Here is a 14,206-nt window from a genome sequence, read left to right as displayed (position 1 = left end):
ATGGAGCAAATGATGCAACGGCCTGAAAATGGTCTGATCCTCTTCAGTGGTTCCCGTGGAGGCCATCGCGGCTCTTTCGAGGATTTCGTGCAAAGGCTGTGGGGCGGCACTGTGAAGCGTGCGGGACTGCAGGTGAACCACCGCGAACCCGCGCTCTTTCTGATGATAGAAGACAGTAGTCTGGGCTATGTTGCCTCTGCGGTGCTCCGGCAGCTTCTGGGACGGCGCACGGTGGGACTGCTGTTTCGCCCAGGTCCCGCGCTGGATGGAAGCAGCCCCCGGTTGAGACTTAAGCGTAACCTGCTGAAACTGCTTAAGAAGATGCCCCGGGTCACTACCCTCAGCATCATCCCCTTTTCCATGCGGCCCGATTTCGCCGCGGTTGCAGATGGTTGGATCCATGATTTGCAGCTTTGGGATATGGAGGACACGGATTTCAAGGTGATTGATGCCTTGCGAAGCGACCAAGGCTGTTCTGATGCCGACGCAGCTGCGTTCTATGGCACGATCCTTGAGGCGGCAGCAGGGAGACCGGTGCTGGTCGCCTTGGGGCTTCAATCCCGCGACAAGGGGTTCGTGCGCCTGGCCGCGGCCGCCCGTGACCTGACGGCCCAAGGCTGGCAGATCGTGGTCGCGGGCAGGATCGACCCGACGCTTGCGGCGCAAAAGGCCGAGCTTGAAAAGCTTGGGGCCCTGGTCGTCGATCGTTTTGTGAGCGATGGCGAGATATTGGGGGCCTATGCCGCAGCCAGTGCTGTCTGGTGCTGCTACGATCCCGCATATGATCAGGCCTCGGGCATTCTGGGGCGCGCCGTCCAGTTAGGTTGCCCGGTCGTGGTGCGCGCAGGATCGCTGAGCGAAGCCCTGTGTCAGCAGGAAGCGCGGCCTTTTCTGGCCGTTGATGGCGCGGTCGATGCCCCCCTGACCCTGAGCGCCCTGCCTGCAGGCGATGCCGAGGGCGGACGACGCGCGGCGAAACGGTTCCGCGAACGCAGCCTTGCGGTGTTGAGCGACGCCCTGCAGCTGGCTGTGCGCCGCGATGCGACGACCAGGATCGACGCACAAGATGGCTGATCCGTTCCACCTTCGGCGCAACGTCGTCACATCGGTGATCGCCTTTGCCGCGACCATCGCGGTGACCTTCATCAGCTATCGACTGGTGGTGCTGCATGGCGGGCTGGGGGCGGTGGGGCTATGGTCCAACCTCATGGCCTGGATCTTCATCATCCGGCTTGGGGATGTGGGGATGGCAAACGCCGCGGTGCGCTTTGCGGCAGCCCTGGACCCGGCCCAGGAACCCGAGCAGGTGCGCCGCCATATCGACACGGCTTTTATCATGAATGCGGCCTTGTTCCTGCTGCTGACGGGGGCGGGCTGGGCGCTTTATGCGGCGAACCTTCGCCATATCGTCCCGGGAAGCGACGCCGAAGTGGAGATCGCGCGTGCGATCTTGCCGCTGCTGTTCGCGGGATTCCTGCTGCAAAACCTCTCCGGTCTGGCGCTTGGCGCGCTCAGGGCGATCCACCGCGGCTATGTAGCGGCCTGGCTGAGCGTCGCGGGAACGGTTTTGCAACTTGTCGTGGTGGTGCCCCTAGTCGGCAAGATCGGCCTTGCGGCGCTGGCCTGGGGGCAGATCGCGCAATTCGGCCTGATGCTGCTGGGCGGCTGGGGCGGCTTTCTTTGGGGCATGCACCAGATCACCGGGCGGACCGGCCCGCTGCTGCCCGTTCAGGCCTCGCTTTCGGTGCTGCGCGAGATGCTGGGTTTCAGCGTCAAAGCCCAGGTCGCAAACCTGTTGAACGGATTTTTCGAACCTGTTGCCAAGATCCTGCTGGGCCGCTTTGGCGGGCTTGATCTGCTTGGGCTGTTCGAACTGGCCTACAAGCTGATCGCCCTGCCGCGCAATGCGGTGGTGTCCGGGGTGCAGGCCTCGGTGCCGGCGCTGACACGGCTGATGGCCTCCGACCTCGACGCAGCGCGCCATCTCTATCAGCGCATGTTGCGGCGCAGCTTGGCCCTGACGACGCTTGTGCTTGGGACGGTGGTTCTGGCCTCGCCGCTGGTATCCTGGCTCTGGCTGGGCCATCTGGAGCCGAAGCTCAGCCTGTTTGCCGCGCTTTTGGCGGTGGGTTTCCTGCTCAACGGGCTGGGCGCCCCGGCCTTTGTTCTGGGCATGGCCTCGGGCCGGATGCGCGGCAATATCCAAAGCGCGGCCCTTGCCTTGGGCGTGATGACGCTTTGCCTTGGTGCCGCGGGCATAGCAGGGCTGGACTGGAGCATGGTGGCGGGCGTCGCAGTGGGACTTGGCGCGGCAGGGCTTTACATCAAGCGCGTCAACGAGAAGCTTTTGTCCGAGAGGTCCAAGTGAACCCGACCCATTTCCTGAGCTATGCGGATACGCGCTTTACTCCAACCGCACAGGCACTTTGCGCCTCGGCGCTGTCGGTGGGGTTCGTCAGAGCTGCGTTCCGTGGCCCCGATGACCTTGCCCCCAACTTTCGTGAAGCGAATGCCAACATCCTGTCGCAGCCGCGGGGGGCAGGCTATTGGCTCTGGAAGCCGCAGATCATTTTGCAGGAACTCGATAGCATCGGCCCGGGAGAGGTGCTGTGCTATTGCGATGCGGGGCGTAGCGCCTATTACCGCTTCACCCGCCTGCCTGAACGGCTGATCGCCAAGGCGGCGCAGCACGGCTTTTTGCTTGGCCCCTGTATCGCGCAGCACGGACCGATGAGCCGTTGGACAAAGCGGGACGCTTTCATTCTGACGGGCATGGACCGCCCCGAGATCGCGTCACGCGCGCCGATTCAGGCGACATGGAGCTTTTGGACAAACTGCCCCCCTGCACGCGCCTTCTTGAAGCTTTGGCTGGAGGCCTGCCAGGATCCGCGCATCCTGACCGATCAACCCAGCGAACTGGGGCCGAATTATCCGGATTTCATGGACCATCGCCACGATCAGGCCGCCTTGAGCCTGATCGCCTATCGCGAAGGCGCCCCCTTTCTGGACTATTCCGTGCGCGGTCTGTTCCGGATTTTGCGGTTGCGCCCGCAATCCGCCCTGGCGCATCATTTTATGAAACGGATCGACGATGCCGAGGCGATGGAGCGCGGCGAGATGATACGCGGGCTTGTGCGGTCATTCCGGACGCTGCGCGCGGCACGTGGGGAGGCAAGGCATGGCTGACCTGTCTGTCGGTGCGCGACGCGGAGCACTGCGTTTGCCGCTGAATGTGCTCAGGGAACAAGGCTTTAGGCTCAGGCCTTAGGCAACGGGGTCGTCCCTGTCAAGCGGTTTTGCGCATGCGGAAAGTGCCGCCTGTCTGCGGCCTTGTCCTTTGAACAATTGATCCGCTCTCCTGATCGGTAGCCTTCTCCTGAGATCACCCCGGGTGCATGCTTCGGTCCGTGGTCGGCGCGATGGCCGCCAACATGATGCTGGTTCAATGCAATTCCGATGTGCCCATCAAGGAACTGGAACGCCAGGTCCGTGAACTGCGGCAAGCGAACGAGATACGAAAGAAGGCGTCAGCGTATTTTGCCCCCCCCCCGCGCATGCAAACATGCGTTGCCGGGCAGCGGGACGGAGCTCGACTGCCCGTTTCGCAAGTGACTGGCTTCATTGATGAACACCGTGGAACATTTGGGGTCGAGCCGATGTGTAAGATTTTGCAGATCGCCCCGTCGATTCGCGTTGGCTCGCCCTATTTCATTGCCGCGATGGAAAAGGTCTTGGCCGAAGACCCACACGCACGTGTGGTGGGGTTTGAAGCGAACGGGGGGCTTGCTGTTTGGCTTGCCACCGAGTGACTGAGGTCCTACAACAACGAGCGCCCAACATGGGCCGCGGCGGGATGCCCCCCGCCCAGAAACTGAAGATGGCCGCGTAAATTCTACGACGAAGACCCCGCAAAAACGGGGGGATTACCGCACGAAACTTGCTCAATCGCGCGCTAAGAATGGTGAAAATTGGTTTAGCCAACAACTAAGGATTGCGGCAGCGCAGCATGTATGATCTCAAATATTAGAATTTCGTTAGAATTTCTTGGGCGGCTTCGATGATTTACCCAACTATCCTTTGTGGCGGCTCCGGCACGCGATTGTGGCCGCTTTCACGCAAGGGCTATCCCAAGCAGTTCGTTCCACTGCTGGGCCATAAAACGCTGTTTCAAGGGGCGAAGGGGTAAGACATGAAGATCGCAGTTTTCGGACTCGTCCATGTCGGCTACTGCTCGTCTCGATTTTCCGCGACGATGATCGAGACTAACGGAAAGGATCCGCGACATCTTACTCGCGCGATCTGTTCGGAGCGGATTGATCGATGAAAATCCTGACATTGGGGATCAATTACGCGCCCGAGATCATTTCGACCGCGGTCTATACGACGGGCCTTGCCGAACAACTTACGGCTGCGGGGGATGAGGTGATTGTGGTCACCGCCCTGCCCTATTACCCGGCATGGCGGGTGTTCGAAGACTGGCGCGGCCTGCGCTATCGCAGCGAGACCCCGCGCGCGGGTTTGCGGGTCACGCATTGTCCGCTTTATGTGCCAAGCACCCCCACAGGCGCGAAACGCTTGCTGCACCACGCTAGTTTTGCACTGACAGCCACGCCTGTGGCGCTTTGGAAGGCGGTGACGCAAAAGCCCGATCTGGTCTTTGTCGTCGCACCCTCGATGGTCTCTGCGCCTTTGGGCTGGCTGGCGGCGAAGCTGGCGGGCGCGAAAAGCTGGCTGCATATTCAGGATTATGAGGTCGAGGCCGCCTTCGCGACCGGTCTTCTTCGTGAGGACAGCCGCATCGGCCGCCTTGCCAAGGCCTTCGAGGCATGGGTGCTGCGCCGGTTCGACCGGCTCAGTTCGATCTCGCGACCGATGGTGGCGAAACTGGTCGCCAAGGGCGTCCCCGCACAAAAATGCTATGAGCTGCGCAACTGGGCCGATCTGAGCCGCGTTTCGGTGCTGACAGACCCCTCGCCGATGCGCGACGAACTGGCCATAACTACTCCTTATGTGGCGCTTTATTCGGGCAACCTCGCCAATAAGCAGGGGCTCGAGATTCTGCCGGAACTGGCACGCAAACTGGCCCATCGCACCGATCTGACGTTCGCGATCTGCGGCGATGGCCCGATGCGCGCCAAATTGATCGAGGCCGCGCAGGGCCTGCCCAATATTCGTTTTTTTCCGTTACAGCCTGTCGAGAAATTGAGCGATCTGGTGGGCATGGCCGATATTCATCTTCTGCCGCAAATCAAAGACGCGGCGGATCTGGTTTTGCCGTCCAAGCTGACGAATATGCTGGCCTCCGGGCGTCCGGTCGTGGCTACCGCCGATCCAGGCACCGCATTGGCAGCAGAAGTCGAGAGCGCGGGGCTGGTGGTGGCACCGGGCGATGCAGATGCGGCCAGCGCGGCAATCGAGCGGCTACTGATCGATTCCGACCTGCGCGCGCAGCTTGGAGCCGAAGCTCGGCGTCGCGCGGAAGAGCGTTGGGATATGAGCGCGATCTTGGCCCGGTTACAATACGAGTTTAGTTTGGTAACCCACAGCGAATTGAACACGACGAGAAAAACATGAAACGTGCATTGATTACCGGCATCACTGGGCAAGACGGCTCTTATCTTGCGGAATTTCTGCTATCGAAGGGCTATGAAGTGCATGGCATCAAGCGCCGCGCATCGCTGTTCAATACGGCCCGGGTGGACCACATCTATGAAGACCCGCATGTCGATAACGCGCGCTTCAAGCTGCATTACGGCGACTTGACCGACACCTCGAACCTGACCCGGATCCTGCGCGAGGTGGAGCCCGACGAGGTCTATAACCTCGGCGCGCAAAGCCATGTCGCGGTGAGCTTCGAGGCTCCCGAGTATACCGCCGATGTCGATGGCATCGGCACGCTGCGGCTTCTGGAGGCAATCCGGTTCCTGGGCCTCGAGAAGAAGACGCGGTTCTATCAGGCCTCGACCTCGGAGCTTTACGGCCTCGTGCAGGAGATCCCGCAGCGCGAGACCACCCCCTTCTACCCGCGCTCTCCCTATGCGGTGGCGAAGATGTATGCCTACTGGATCACGGTGAATTACCGCGAAAGCTATGGCATTTATGCCTGCAACGGTATTCTCTTCAACCATGAGAGTCCGCGCCGCGGCGAGACTTTTGTTACCCGCAAGATCACGCGGGGGCTGAGCAATATCGCGATGGGGCTGGAGCCCTGCCTTTACATGGGCAACATCGACTCCTTGCGCGACTGGGGCCATGCCAAGGACTATGTGCGGATGCAGTGGATGATGCTGCAGCAAGACGCGCCCGAGGATTTTGTGATCGCGACCGGCAAGCAATACGAGGTGCGCGAATTCATCCGCTGGACCGCCGCTGAACTGGGCCTGACACTGGAATTCACCGGCATCGGCGTCGACGAGATCGCCACCGTGACCGCAATCGAGGGCGACAAGGCCCCTGCCCTGAAGGTGGGCGACGTGGTGATGCGCATCGACCCGCGCTACTTCCGCCCCGCCGAGGTGGAAACGCTTTTGGGCGATCCGGCGAAGGCGAAGGCGAAACTGGGCTGGGTGCCCGAGATCACCGCGCAGGAAATGTGCGCCGAGATGGTGGCCGAGGATCTGAAGGCGGCGAAGCGACTCAAACTGCTGAAAGAACACGGGTTGGACTTGCCGGTCAGCGTGGAGGGGTGAGGATGGCTTACGATCTGACTGGAAACCGGGTATGGGTGGCCGGCCATCGCGGCATGGTGGGGGGCGCGGTGGCGCGCCGTCTGGCCGCCGAGGGCGCTCAGGTGATCGAGGCCGGGCGCGAGGTCGTCGATCTCGTCGATCAGGCGCAGGTGAAGGCTTGGATGGCCGCCACCCGCCCCGATGCCATCGTGCTGGCCGCAGCCAAGGTGGGGGGCATCAAGGCCAACAGCGAGTTTCCGGTCGATTTCCTCTATCAGAATCTGATGATCGAGGCGAATATCTTGCAAGCCGCGCATGAGGCCGATGTCGAGCGGGTGCTGTTTCTGGGCTCGTCGTGCATTTACCCAAAGCTCGCAACGCAGCCGATCCCCGAGGACGCGCTGCTGACCGGTCCGCTCGAGCCCACCAACGAATGGTATGCCATCGCCAAGATCGCCGGGATCAAGCTGACGCAGGCCTATCGCACGCAATACGGGCGCGACTGGATCTCGGCGATGCCGACCAATCTTTACGGGCCGGGCGATAATTACGACCTGAATTCGAGCCACGTCCTGCCCGCGCTTTTGCGCAAGTTCCACGAGGCGAAGGTTTCGGGCGCGGGTGAGGTGGTGGTCTGGGGTTCGGGCACCCCTCTGCGCGAGTTCCTGCATTGCGACGATCTGGCCGATGCGCTGGTGTTCCTGCTGAAAGAGTATTCGGGCTATGACCACATCAACGTCGGCTCCGGCGTCGAGGTGACAATCCGCGAACTGGCCGAGATCATCGCCGAGGTGGTGGGCTACGAAGCAACGCTCACCTTCGACGCCACCAAACCCGACGGCACACCGCGCAAGCTGATGGATTCGGGGCGGCTCCATGCGATGGGCTGGAACCGCGCGCGCCCTCTCAGAGACGGGATCGTGGATACCTATGCCGACTTCCTCGCGCACGAGAGGCGACATGGTACCGATGACTGATCTGCTGGCCTCCCCGGTCGCGCGCCGCCTGCTCGGCGGGTTCGGCGCAAACCTGCTCGGCAAGGTTTGGGCGATGGCGATCCAGTTGATCTCTGTTCCGGTGCTGACCAAGGCCTGGGGTCTTGACGGGTTCGGGATATGGCGGATGATCTCGACGATCCCCGCCTATCTTGCGCTGTCCGATTTCGGCCTTGGCACCGCGGCGGGGATCGACATCACCCGCTCGGTCGCACGGGAGGACCGCCCCGAGGCGCTGCGCGCCTTTCAAACCGTCTGGCTGTTTCTGACGGCGGTCACCTGTGGCGTCGCGATCCTCGTGGGGCTTGGACTGGCGATCTGGCTGGAGCTGGCGGGCGCTTCGGCGGCGGCGGGCCCCTCGCGGGGTGACATCGCGATCACGGCGATCTTCGTGACGCTTGGCGCGCTGTTCGGCGCGCAGATGAGCATCCGCAAGGTGGTCTATCAGGCCACGCACAAATACGCATTGGGCACGGCGCTGAACGATCTGGGCTTTCTGGCGCAGGGGATCGTGGTGATCGCCGTTGCGCTAAGCGGCGGCGGGATCGTGGCGGCGGCGGTGGCGGGCGCCGTGGCGACGGGGGCGATGCTGGTGATCTACGCGCGCGTTCTGGCCCGGCTGGAGCCGTGGTGCCGGATCGGCTTTGCGGCCTCTGACCGAGCAACGCTGCGCCGCCTTTTGCACCCCTCGCTGGCCGCTTTCGCGCTGACGGCGGCGAATTCCTTCGGGCTGCAGGGGGTGGTGCTGACGATCGGCTGGACGATGGGTCCGGCGGTGGCGGCGGTCTTTGCGACCGCGCGGTTGATGAGCCGTATCCCGCTGCAATTCTCGAGCCTTCTGACACGGGCGAGCCTGCCCGAACTGACGCGGGCGCTGGTGGCGGGCAACGCGCAGCTGGTGGCGCGGCTGATGCGGCTCAACCTTGCGCTGACGGCGGCGGTGATGGTGCCGGCGGCGGCGGCACTGGCGCTGTGGGGGCCGCAGCTTCTGGCGCGCCTGTCGGGCGGCGAGATGCAGGCGGGGTGGCTGGTGCTGGCGCTCCTGGGGCTTGCGGCGCTGGCCAATGGCGTGTGGACGACGCTCGGCACGCGGCTTCTGGCCATGAACCGGCAGAGCGACTATGCGTGGCTGGTGCTCGGCCTTTACGCGCTGGTGGCGCTGTCGCCTTTCGTGGCGGGGGGGAGGCTGGAGTTCGTGGCGTTTGTCGCTGCGGTGGTTGAAGTGGTGGTGGCTGCGCAGATCTGGATCAAACAATGAGGACAAGCCCGACCCGGTTTTCGCTGACCATCCGGCCGGCGATCTTCGACACCGCTCTCTTGTTGCCGATCCTGTTTATCGCCGTGACCTTGCCCCAGCTCGCGTTGCGACGCAACGTGACCGGCGATATCGCGGGGGAAGTGTCGTTCGTTTATGCGGCGTCAGTCTATGTTCTGATGGCTGCAACGGGACTTTTTTTCTTTAGGTTTCGCGCCGCTGCGAGGCAGTTTCTATCTGCCAAGGACCTGCCGCTCGCATTGTTCATGTTCCACATCCTTTTGCAGTCTCTGGTCTTGCAATCAACCTTCGTCATGTTGCAGGCGGGTATTTTCATTTGCGCTGTTTTCGTAATACGCTCGGCTTGCATATCCTCACGCTTCAGAAGAGGTTTGGCCTATTCGAGCTATGCTCTGGTAGCGTTCATCCTTCTTGCCTACCTCTTGCTAGGCCCCCCCGAACACCGCTGGCTTGGCGGGATTCATCCGAATGTCTTCGGCGCCTCTTGCGTTGCGGCATTTGCCCTGTCACTTTTCGGGCCTCGCTGGTGGCGTGACTTTGTCCTTGTTGTGGTCTTGGCCCTCGCCCTCGCCATCAGCAGCCGCTACACGATGGTAACTTGCGTCCTGATCTACCTGTCGTATTCGGCGATGAACTGGCGTGCGATCGGGCGACTTCGGCTGACGGTCATCGCGGCGCTGGCGCTCCTCGCCGCTTTCAGTCTCGCTATCGACCCGGAAAACTCGCCAATCGGGCTCGCGCTGAAATTAGGTGACAGCTCACGGGGATTAGGGAGCGGTGCTTCGGGGCGCGACCAACAATGGGTTCTGTTCCTTCCCCAGCTTTTCGAAAGCCCGTTCTTTGGCTACGGGTTTCGGAACAGGGGAACCTATTTCGGCGCGCACAACGGATTTCTCGACGTTTTCCTTCAAACGGGGCTTATCGGGGGAGCTCTGTTCTTCACTTACTATTTCCTCCGGCTCGGCACACTCTTTCAGGAAGCTCTGGCTCTGCCGCCGGGTGTCGAGCGCGGCAAACTATTTTCGATCCTGCTGGGCATCTCTGTCGGCGCGCAATTGCAACCTCAATTGTTCAGTTTCGGTGACCCGTTCGGGATAACCGCGATGATCTGTCTGTTCTCGATCGTGCCGCTGGAAAGAACCGGAGAATTGATCCATGTATCTCGATATCGAGGCCAAATTGGTCCGCAACGTCGGCTCACGGGGTCACGACATGCGAAGGCGGCGGAATGACCCCTCTATACCTCCTCTGGGATAACTTCGGCCCGCTGCATCTCGACCGGCTCGAGGCCTGCGCGCGGCACTTTGCCGGGACGCGCCGGGTGATCGGGCTCGAGCTGTGCGGGCATAGCGACACCTATGGCTGGGAGACCGGCGGGACCGCGGCGGGGTTCGAGTGGATCACCGCCTATCCCGGGACGCGGCTCGACGCGCTCTCTGCGCGGCAGATCTTCGCGGCGATCCGGCAGGGCCTAGGCAGGCACGGGCGCGGCGATGTGTTCCTGTGCCACAACAATGAGCCGGGCGTGCTGATGGGGGCACTCTGGGCGCGGGCACGGGGGCACCGGGTGTTTGCCATGGGGTGTTCGAAATTCGACGACAAGCCGCGGCGGGCGCGCGCTGAAGCCCTCAAGAGCGCGTTTTTTCTGCCCTATCACGGCGCGCTCGGCTCTGGGGTGCGGGGGAGGGATTACTACCGCTTCCTCGGTCTTTCGGCGGCGCGGATCACCGGGGAATACAACACGGTTTCGCTCGACCGGATCCGGGCGCAGGCGGGCTATGGCCCATTCGAGGCGGCGCGGATCGACGAGGGGCCGAGGTTTGCCGAGCGCGATTTCCTGTGCGTGGCGCGGCTGGTGCCCAAGAAGAATCTCGACATGTTGCTGCGGGCCTTTGCGCTCTATCGGGTGGCCGACCCAGCGCCGCGGCGGCTGCATCTGCTCGGCGACGGCCCCGAGGAGGCGCGTCTGCGGGCGCTGGCGGCCGAGCTTGGGCTGGGCGATGCGGTGTGCTTCCACGGCTTTGTGCAAAGCGCTCAGGTCTCGGCGCAGTTGGCACGCGGGTTGGCCTTGTTGTTGCCGAGCCTGGAGGATCAGTTTGGCAATGTGGTGCCCGAAGCGTTGGCGCTCGGTCTGCCCCTGATCTTGTCCGATAATCCGGGCGCGCGCGACCGGCTGCTGCGCAGCGGGCGGAATGGTTTTCTGGTGGAACCCGACAATCCCGAAGGCATGGCATGGTTCCTGCAACGGCTGGGAACCGACGCAGCCTTGTGGCGCGAGATGCGGTCATGCGCTTTCGAGTTGGCACCGCAGGCGGACACCGCACGTTTTGCCGAGGGCATCGCTCGGCTCATCAACATGGCAGGGAGATAGTATTTGCGTATCCTGCATCTGATCGCCTCAGTCGATCCCGCCGGAGGCGGGCCGCTTGAATATGCGCAGGTCGTCGCGGCCGAACATGCCCGCGCGGGACATGAGAGCGTGTTCGTCACGCTGGATGCGGCAGGCGCGCCTTGGGCGCAGGATTTCCCCTTCGAGCTGCATGCCACGGGGCCGGTGTGGGGGCTCTTGAAGTCCACGCCGCGTTTTGCTCTCGCCGTGGCGCAACAGGCCCGGGGTTGCGATTGCGCCGTCGTGCATGGGCTGTGGAACTACGCCTCGATCGGGGGCTATGCTGCGCTGAGCAAGGCCGGTCTGCCTTGGGTGATCTTTCCGCATGGCATGCTTGACCCCTATTTCCGCAAAACAAAGCCGCTAAAGCATTGGGTCAAGACACTTTACTGGATTTTGTGGCAGGGTCGGATGCTCAGCGAGGCGAAAGCTGTTCTGTTCACCTGCGAAGAAGAGCGACGCCTCGCGCGGGGGGCCTTCCCCGGCCATCGCCGCTATGATGAGCGCGTCGTGGCCTTCTGTGCGGCCGATCAAAGCCTGGACACCGAGTCGCTAGAGGCCGGGCGCGCCAAGCTGCCCAACGCTTGGTCCGCGCGCCCCTATTGGCTTTTCCTCAGCCGTATCCATCCGAAAAAGGCGGTCGATACCCTGATTGCGGCCTATGCCCGCCTTGCCCAACGCCCCGACTGCCCCGATCTGGTCATTGCGGGGCCCGATGCCACCGGCTGGCAGACCGAGTTGCAACAGCTTGCCAAAACCGAAGGCGTGGCCGCGCGGGTGCATTTCCCCGGCATGTTGCGCGGCGCGGCCAAATCGGCGGCCTTCAGCGATGCCGCAGCCTTCGTGCTGCCCTCGCACCAAGAGAATTTCGGGTTGGTCGTCGCCGAGGCACTCTCGGTCGGCACGCCGGTTCTGATCTCGGACAAGGTCAATATCTGGCGCGAGGTGACAGCGGCGGGCGCGGGGCTGGCCGAACCCGATACGCTGGAGGGCACCACGACGCTTCTGCGCCGCTTCCTTGATCTGACCGAGGAACGGCGCGCAACTCTGAAGTCTGCCGCAAGACCTTGTTTTAAAGTGCATTTCTCGCCCATAGCCGCGGCCGCCGACCTGCTGTCGGTGCTGGAAAAGGCACAACAGAAATGACAGAAATGACTGCCCCCGTCACCGCCCTTATCCTGACCTTCAACGAGGAGATGCACATCGAACGCTGCATCCGCTCGCTCGAGGGCGTGGCCGAACGGATCTGCATCGTCGACAGTTTCTCGACCGATCGCACAGTCGAGATCGCCCGCGATCTGGGGGCCGAGGTGGTGCAGAACCCTTGGCCCGGCCATGCGGCGCAGTTCCAATGGGGGCTCGATCATCTCGACATCCGCACCGGCTGGACGCTGCGCATCGACGCCGACGAATATCTCGACGAAGGTCTGCGGGGGGCGATTCAGCGCTGGCTTGCGGCCCCCGAACCGGGGGTGAACGGGCTCCATCTACGCCGCCAGATCATGTTTCTAGGCCGCCCGATCCGGCACGGCTTCTTTTACCCGCTCCATATCTTGCGGCTGTGGCGCAGTGGCGAGGGGCGGATGGAACAGCGCCGGATGGACGAACACATCGTGCTGCGTGATCCCTGCACCAAGGTGCTCGAAGGCGGCGATCTGGTCGATGACAACCGCAACGATCTGAGCTGGTGGACCGCCAAGCACAACGGATATGCCACTCTCGAGGTGATCGCCCGCATCGAGGCCGCAGCGGGGCACAAAGCCGCGCCGGAAAAGCTCTCGGGCGCCGCCGCGCGCAAACGCTGGCTAAAGGAGCAGGTCTACACCCGCCTGCCCGCCACCCTGCGCGCGAGCCTCTATTTCTTCTATCGTTACGTGCTTGGCCGCGGCTTTCTGGATGGCAAGGAGGGGTTCTTCTTTCACTTCCTGCAAGCGTTCTGGTATCGCACCCTCGTCGAGGCCAAACTCTACGAACTGGAACTGCGCGCCGAGGCGGCCGATCTCAGCCCCTATGAGCTGCTCGCCCGCGAAGGGGTTTTCGAACCGCGAGAAGACTGAGCGCGGCTTAGCTTTCGGGGTCGAAATCGCGCCTCCGCAACGCCACCGCCGGGTTGCCCGCGTAAACCGTCCAAGGCTCGAGACGGTTTGATGTCACCACCGCCCGCGCCCCGATCACGCAGCCCTCGGGCACCCGCACGCCGGGCCCGACAAAGGCCTCGGAGGCGATCCAGACATTGGCACCGATCTCGATCGGCCGGGTGATGAGCGGATTGGTGGCGCGGGTAAAATCATGGGTGCCCCCGCAGAGCACCGCGCGCTGCGAGACGATGCTTTTCTCACCAAGGTTGATCGGAGCCATGTTGTAGCAGATCACCCCGTCGGCCAAAACCGAATGTTCCGCCATCGTCAGGTTTGCAGGATACCAGATTTTCGCGCCGCCCCGCACCGACGCCGTCGCCGCAATCTTTGCCCCGAAGAACCGTAATAAAGCGCGCCGCCACGCCCCCATCTGCGGCGGCGTCCAAGCCGCGAGAACCGCCCAGCAAAGCTGCCACAAAACGCGGGTCAGCTTGTGACCGAGAGAAAAGTTTGCGCCCGCGCGCCTTGCCATCAGGTCTTTGTTCGTGTCCACGTCCAGCCTCACCAATCGCCCGTCCGCACTCTACAGGCGGGCGGGCGGCGAAGGCCAGAGCAAGTGCGGAAAAACGCTTAGTCCAGATGCTTCGTAGCGCTCTCCAGTTCCACGCGCACAAGCCCTGACCTGCCACGGGTCTTTCATCCAGCCGTGACCGGAGCCCGGTTGGTGTTTACGCCGATCGGCGCAGGTTGAGCAATCGCCCGACGCGCGGAGCTATCATCTCGCGCAGCGGGGCGGGCGA

General features: G+C 62.8%; 13 protein-coding genes, 1 pseudogene and 1 other annotated feature. Of the genes and pseudogenes, 13 read left to right on the top strand and 1 reads right to left on the bottom strand.

What is annotated here, in order from left to right; translation table 11 throughout:
- Positions 1 to 12 precede the first annotated feature (12 nt).
- The 13 genes and pseudogenes from P2G62_RS11010 (at position 13) to P2G62_RS10950 (ending at position 13,385) form a co-directional block, all read left to right on the top strand.
- Positions 13 to 1,074 (top strand): hypothetical protein, encoded by a 1,062-nt coding sequence (locus tag P2G62_RS11010; RefSeq protein ID WP_275734955.1) that lies wholly within the window; start codon positions 13 to 15, stop codon positions 1,072 to 1,074.
- Positions 1,067 to 2,368, top strand: a complete 1,302-nt coding sequence (locus P2G62_RS11005) for an oligosaccharide flippase family protein (protein WP_275734954.1) — start codon at positions 1,067 to 1,069, stop codon at positions 2,366 to 2,368. Before P2G62_RS11010 ends, P2G62_RS11005 begins: the two co-directional genes overlap by 8 nt.
- A complete protein-coding gene (locus P2G62_RS11000; RefSeq protein ID WP_275734953.1) occupies positions 2,365 to 3,186 on the top strand; it encodes a hypothetical protein in 822 nt (273 codons plus the stop codon). Before P2G62_RS11005 ends, P2G62_RS11000 begins: the two co-directional genes overlap by 4 nt.
- A 278-nt stretch (positions 3,187 to 3,464) precedes the next feature.
- Positions 3,465 to 3,683, top strand: a pseudogene (locus P2G62_RS10995) (hypothetical protein); the annotation flags it as partial.
- Positions 3,577 to 3,683: a sequence feature (AL1L pseudoknot), on the top strand. (Overlaps the previous pseudogene by 107 nt.)
- 374 nt (positions 3,684 to 4,057) lie before the next feature.
- Positions 4,058 to 4,186: a sugar phosphate nucleotidyltransferase gene (locus P2G62_RS10990; protein ID WP_275734952.1), complete on the top strand. Its 129-nt coding sequence runs from the start codon at positions 4,058 to 4,060 to the stop codon at positions 4,184 to 4,186.
- A gap of 134 nt (positions 4,187 to 4,320) precedes the next feature.
- Positions 4,321 to 5,574, top strand: a complete 1,254-nt coding sequence (locus P2G62_RS10985; RefSeq protein WP_275734951.1) for a WcaI family glycosyltransferase — start codon at positions 4,321 to 4,323, stop codon at positions 5,572 to 5,574.
- Entirely contained in the window at positions 5,571 to 6,689 is a 1,119-nt protein-coding gene (gene gmd, locus P2G62_RS10980; protein ID WP_275734950.1) for a GDP-mannose 4,6-dehydratase, read from the top strand. Before P2G62_RS10985 ends, gmd begins: the two co-directional genes overlap by 4 nt.
- A gap of 2 nt (positions 6,690 to 6,691) precedes the next feature.
- Complete coding sequence (locus tag P2G62_RS10975; RefSeq protein WP_275734949.1) at positions 6,692 to 7,645, top strand: GDP-L-fucose synthase; 954 nt, start codon at positions 6,692 to 6,694, stop codon at positions 7,643 to 7,645.
- Positions 7,629 to 8,921 (top strand): hypothetical protein, encoded by a 1,293-nt coding sequence (locus tag P2G62_RS10970; protein WP_275734948.1) that lies wholly within the window; start codon positions 7,629 to 7,631, stop codon positions 8,919 to 8,921. Before P2G62_RS10975 ends, P2G62_RS10970 begins: the two co-directional genes overlap by 17 nt.
- Positions 8,918 to 10,171 carry an O-antigen ligase family protein gene (locus P2G62_RS10965; protein WP_275734947.1) on the top strand — a complete coding sequence of 418 codons (1,254 nt, stop codon included), beginning with the start codon at positions 8,918 to 8,920 and terminating at the stop codon, positions 10,169 to 10,171. The genes P2G62_RS10970 and P2G62_RS10965 overlap by 4 nt, the downstream gene beginning before the upstream one ends.
- The gene (locus tag P2G62_RS10960) at positions 10,168 to 11,310 is read left to right on the top strand and encodes a glycosyltransferase (RefSeq protein WP_275734946.1); all 1,143 of its coding nucleotides are present in this window, start codon (positions 10,168 to 10,170) and stop codon (positions 11,308 to 11,310) included. Before P2G62_RS10965 ends, P2G62_RS10960 begins: the two co-directional genes overlap by 4 nt.
- Before the next feature lie 3 nt (positions 11,311 to 11,313).
- A complete protein-coding gene (locus P2G62_RS10955; protein WP_275734945.1) occupies positions 11,314 to 12,474 on the top strand; it encodes a glycosyltransferase in 1,161 nt (386 codons plus the stop codon).
- Positions 12,475 to 12,479: 5 nt separating this feature from the next.
- Positions 12,480 to 13,385: a glycosyltransferase family 2 protein gene (locus P2G62_RS10950; protein ID WP_275734944.1), complete on the top strand. Its 906-nt coding sequence runs from the start codon at positions 12,480 to 12,482 to the stop codon at positions 13,383 to 13,385.
- Between the two features lie 7 nt (positions 13,386 to 13,392).
- On the opposite strand, the gene P2G62_RS10945 is transcribed toward P2G62_RS10950, so the two are convergent.
- Complete coding sequence (locus tag P2G62_RS10945) at positions 13,393 to 13,731, bottom strand: hypothetical protein (RefSeq protein ID WP_275734943.1); 339 nt, start codon at positions 13,729 to 13,731, stop codon at positions 13,393 to 13,395.
- Between the last annotated feature and the right edge of the window lie 475 nt (positions 13,732 to 14,206).

It is taken from the genome of Paenirhodobacter sp. CAU 1674 (assembly GCF_029222945.1).
GTDB lineage: Bacteria > Pseudomonadota > Alphaproteobacteria > Rhodobacterales > Rhodobacteraceae > Rhodobacter.
The sequence above is the reverse complement of the archived record's forward strand: the minus strand, read 5'-3'. Positions and strand labels throughout refer to the sequence as shown.

What these genes read in the sequence shown, in the direction of transcription:
- P2G62_RS11010 (WP_275734955.1), top strand. Translation starts at nt 13, where the DNA reads ATGCAACGGCCTGAAAATGGTCTGATCCTCTTCAGTGGTTCCCGTGGA.
- P2G62_RS11005 (WP_275734954.1), top strand. Translation starts at nt 1,067, where the DNA reads ATGGCTGATCCGTTCCACCTTCGGCGCAACGTCGTCACATCGGTGATC.
- P2G62_RS10990 (WP_275734952.1), top strand. Translation starts at nt 4,058, where the DNA reads ATGATTTACCCAACTATCCTTTGTGGCGGCTCCGGCACGCGATTGTGG.
- P2G62_RS10985 (WP_275734951.1), top strand. Translation starts at nt 4,321, where the DNA reads ATGAAAATCCTGACATTGGGGATCAATTACGCGCCCGAGATCATTTCG.
- gmd (WP_275734950.1), top strand. Translation starts at nt 5,571, where the DNA reads ATGAAACGTGCATTGATTACCGGCATCACTGGGCAAGACGGCTCTTAT.
- P2G62_RS10975 (WP_275734949.1), top strand. Translation starts at nt 6,692, where the DNA reads ATGGCTTACGATCTGACTGGAAACCGGGTATGGGTGGCCGGCCATCGC.
- P2G62_RS10970 (WP_275734948.1), top strand. Translation starts at nt 7,629, where the DNA reads ATGGTACCGATGACTGATCTGCTGGCCTCCCCGGTCGCGCGCCGCCTG.
- P2G62_RS10965 (WP_275734947.1), top strand. Translation starts at nt 8,918, where the DNA reads ATGAGGACAAGCCCGACCCGGTTTTCGCTGACCATCCGGCCGGCGATC.
- P2G62_RS10960 (WP_275734946.1), top strand. Translation starts at nt 10,168, where the DNA reads ATGACCCCTCTATACCTCCTCTGGGATAACTTCGGCCCGCTGCATCTC.
- P2G62_RS10950 (WP_275734944.1), top strand. Translation starts at nt 12,480, where the DNA reads ATGACTGCCCCCGTCACCGCCCTTATCCTGACCTTCAACGAGGAGATG.
- P2G62_RS10945 (WP_275734943.1), bottom strand. Translation starts at nt 13,731, where the DNA reads ATGGCGGAACATTCGGTTTTGGCCGACGGGGTGATCTGCTACAACATG.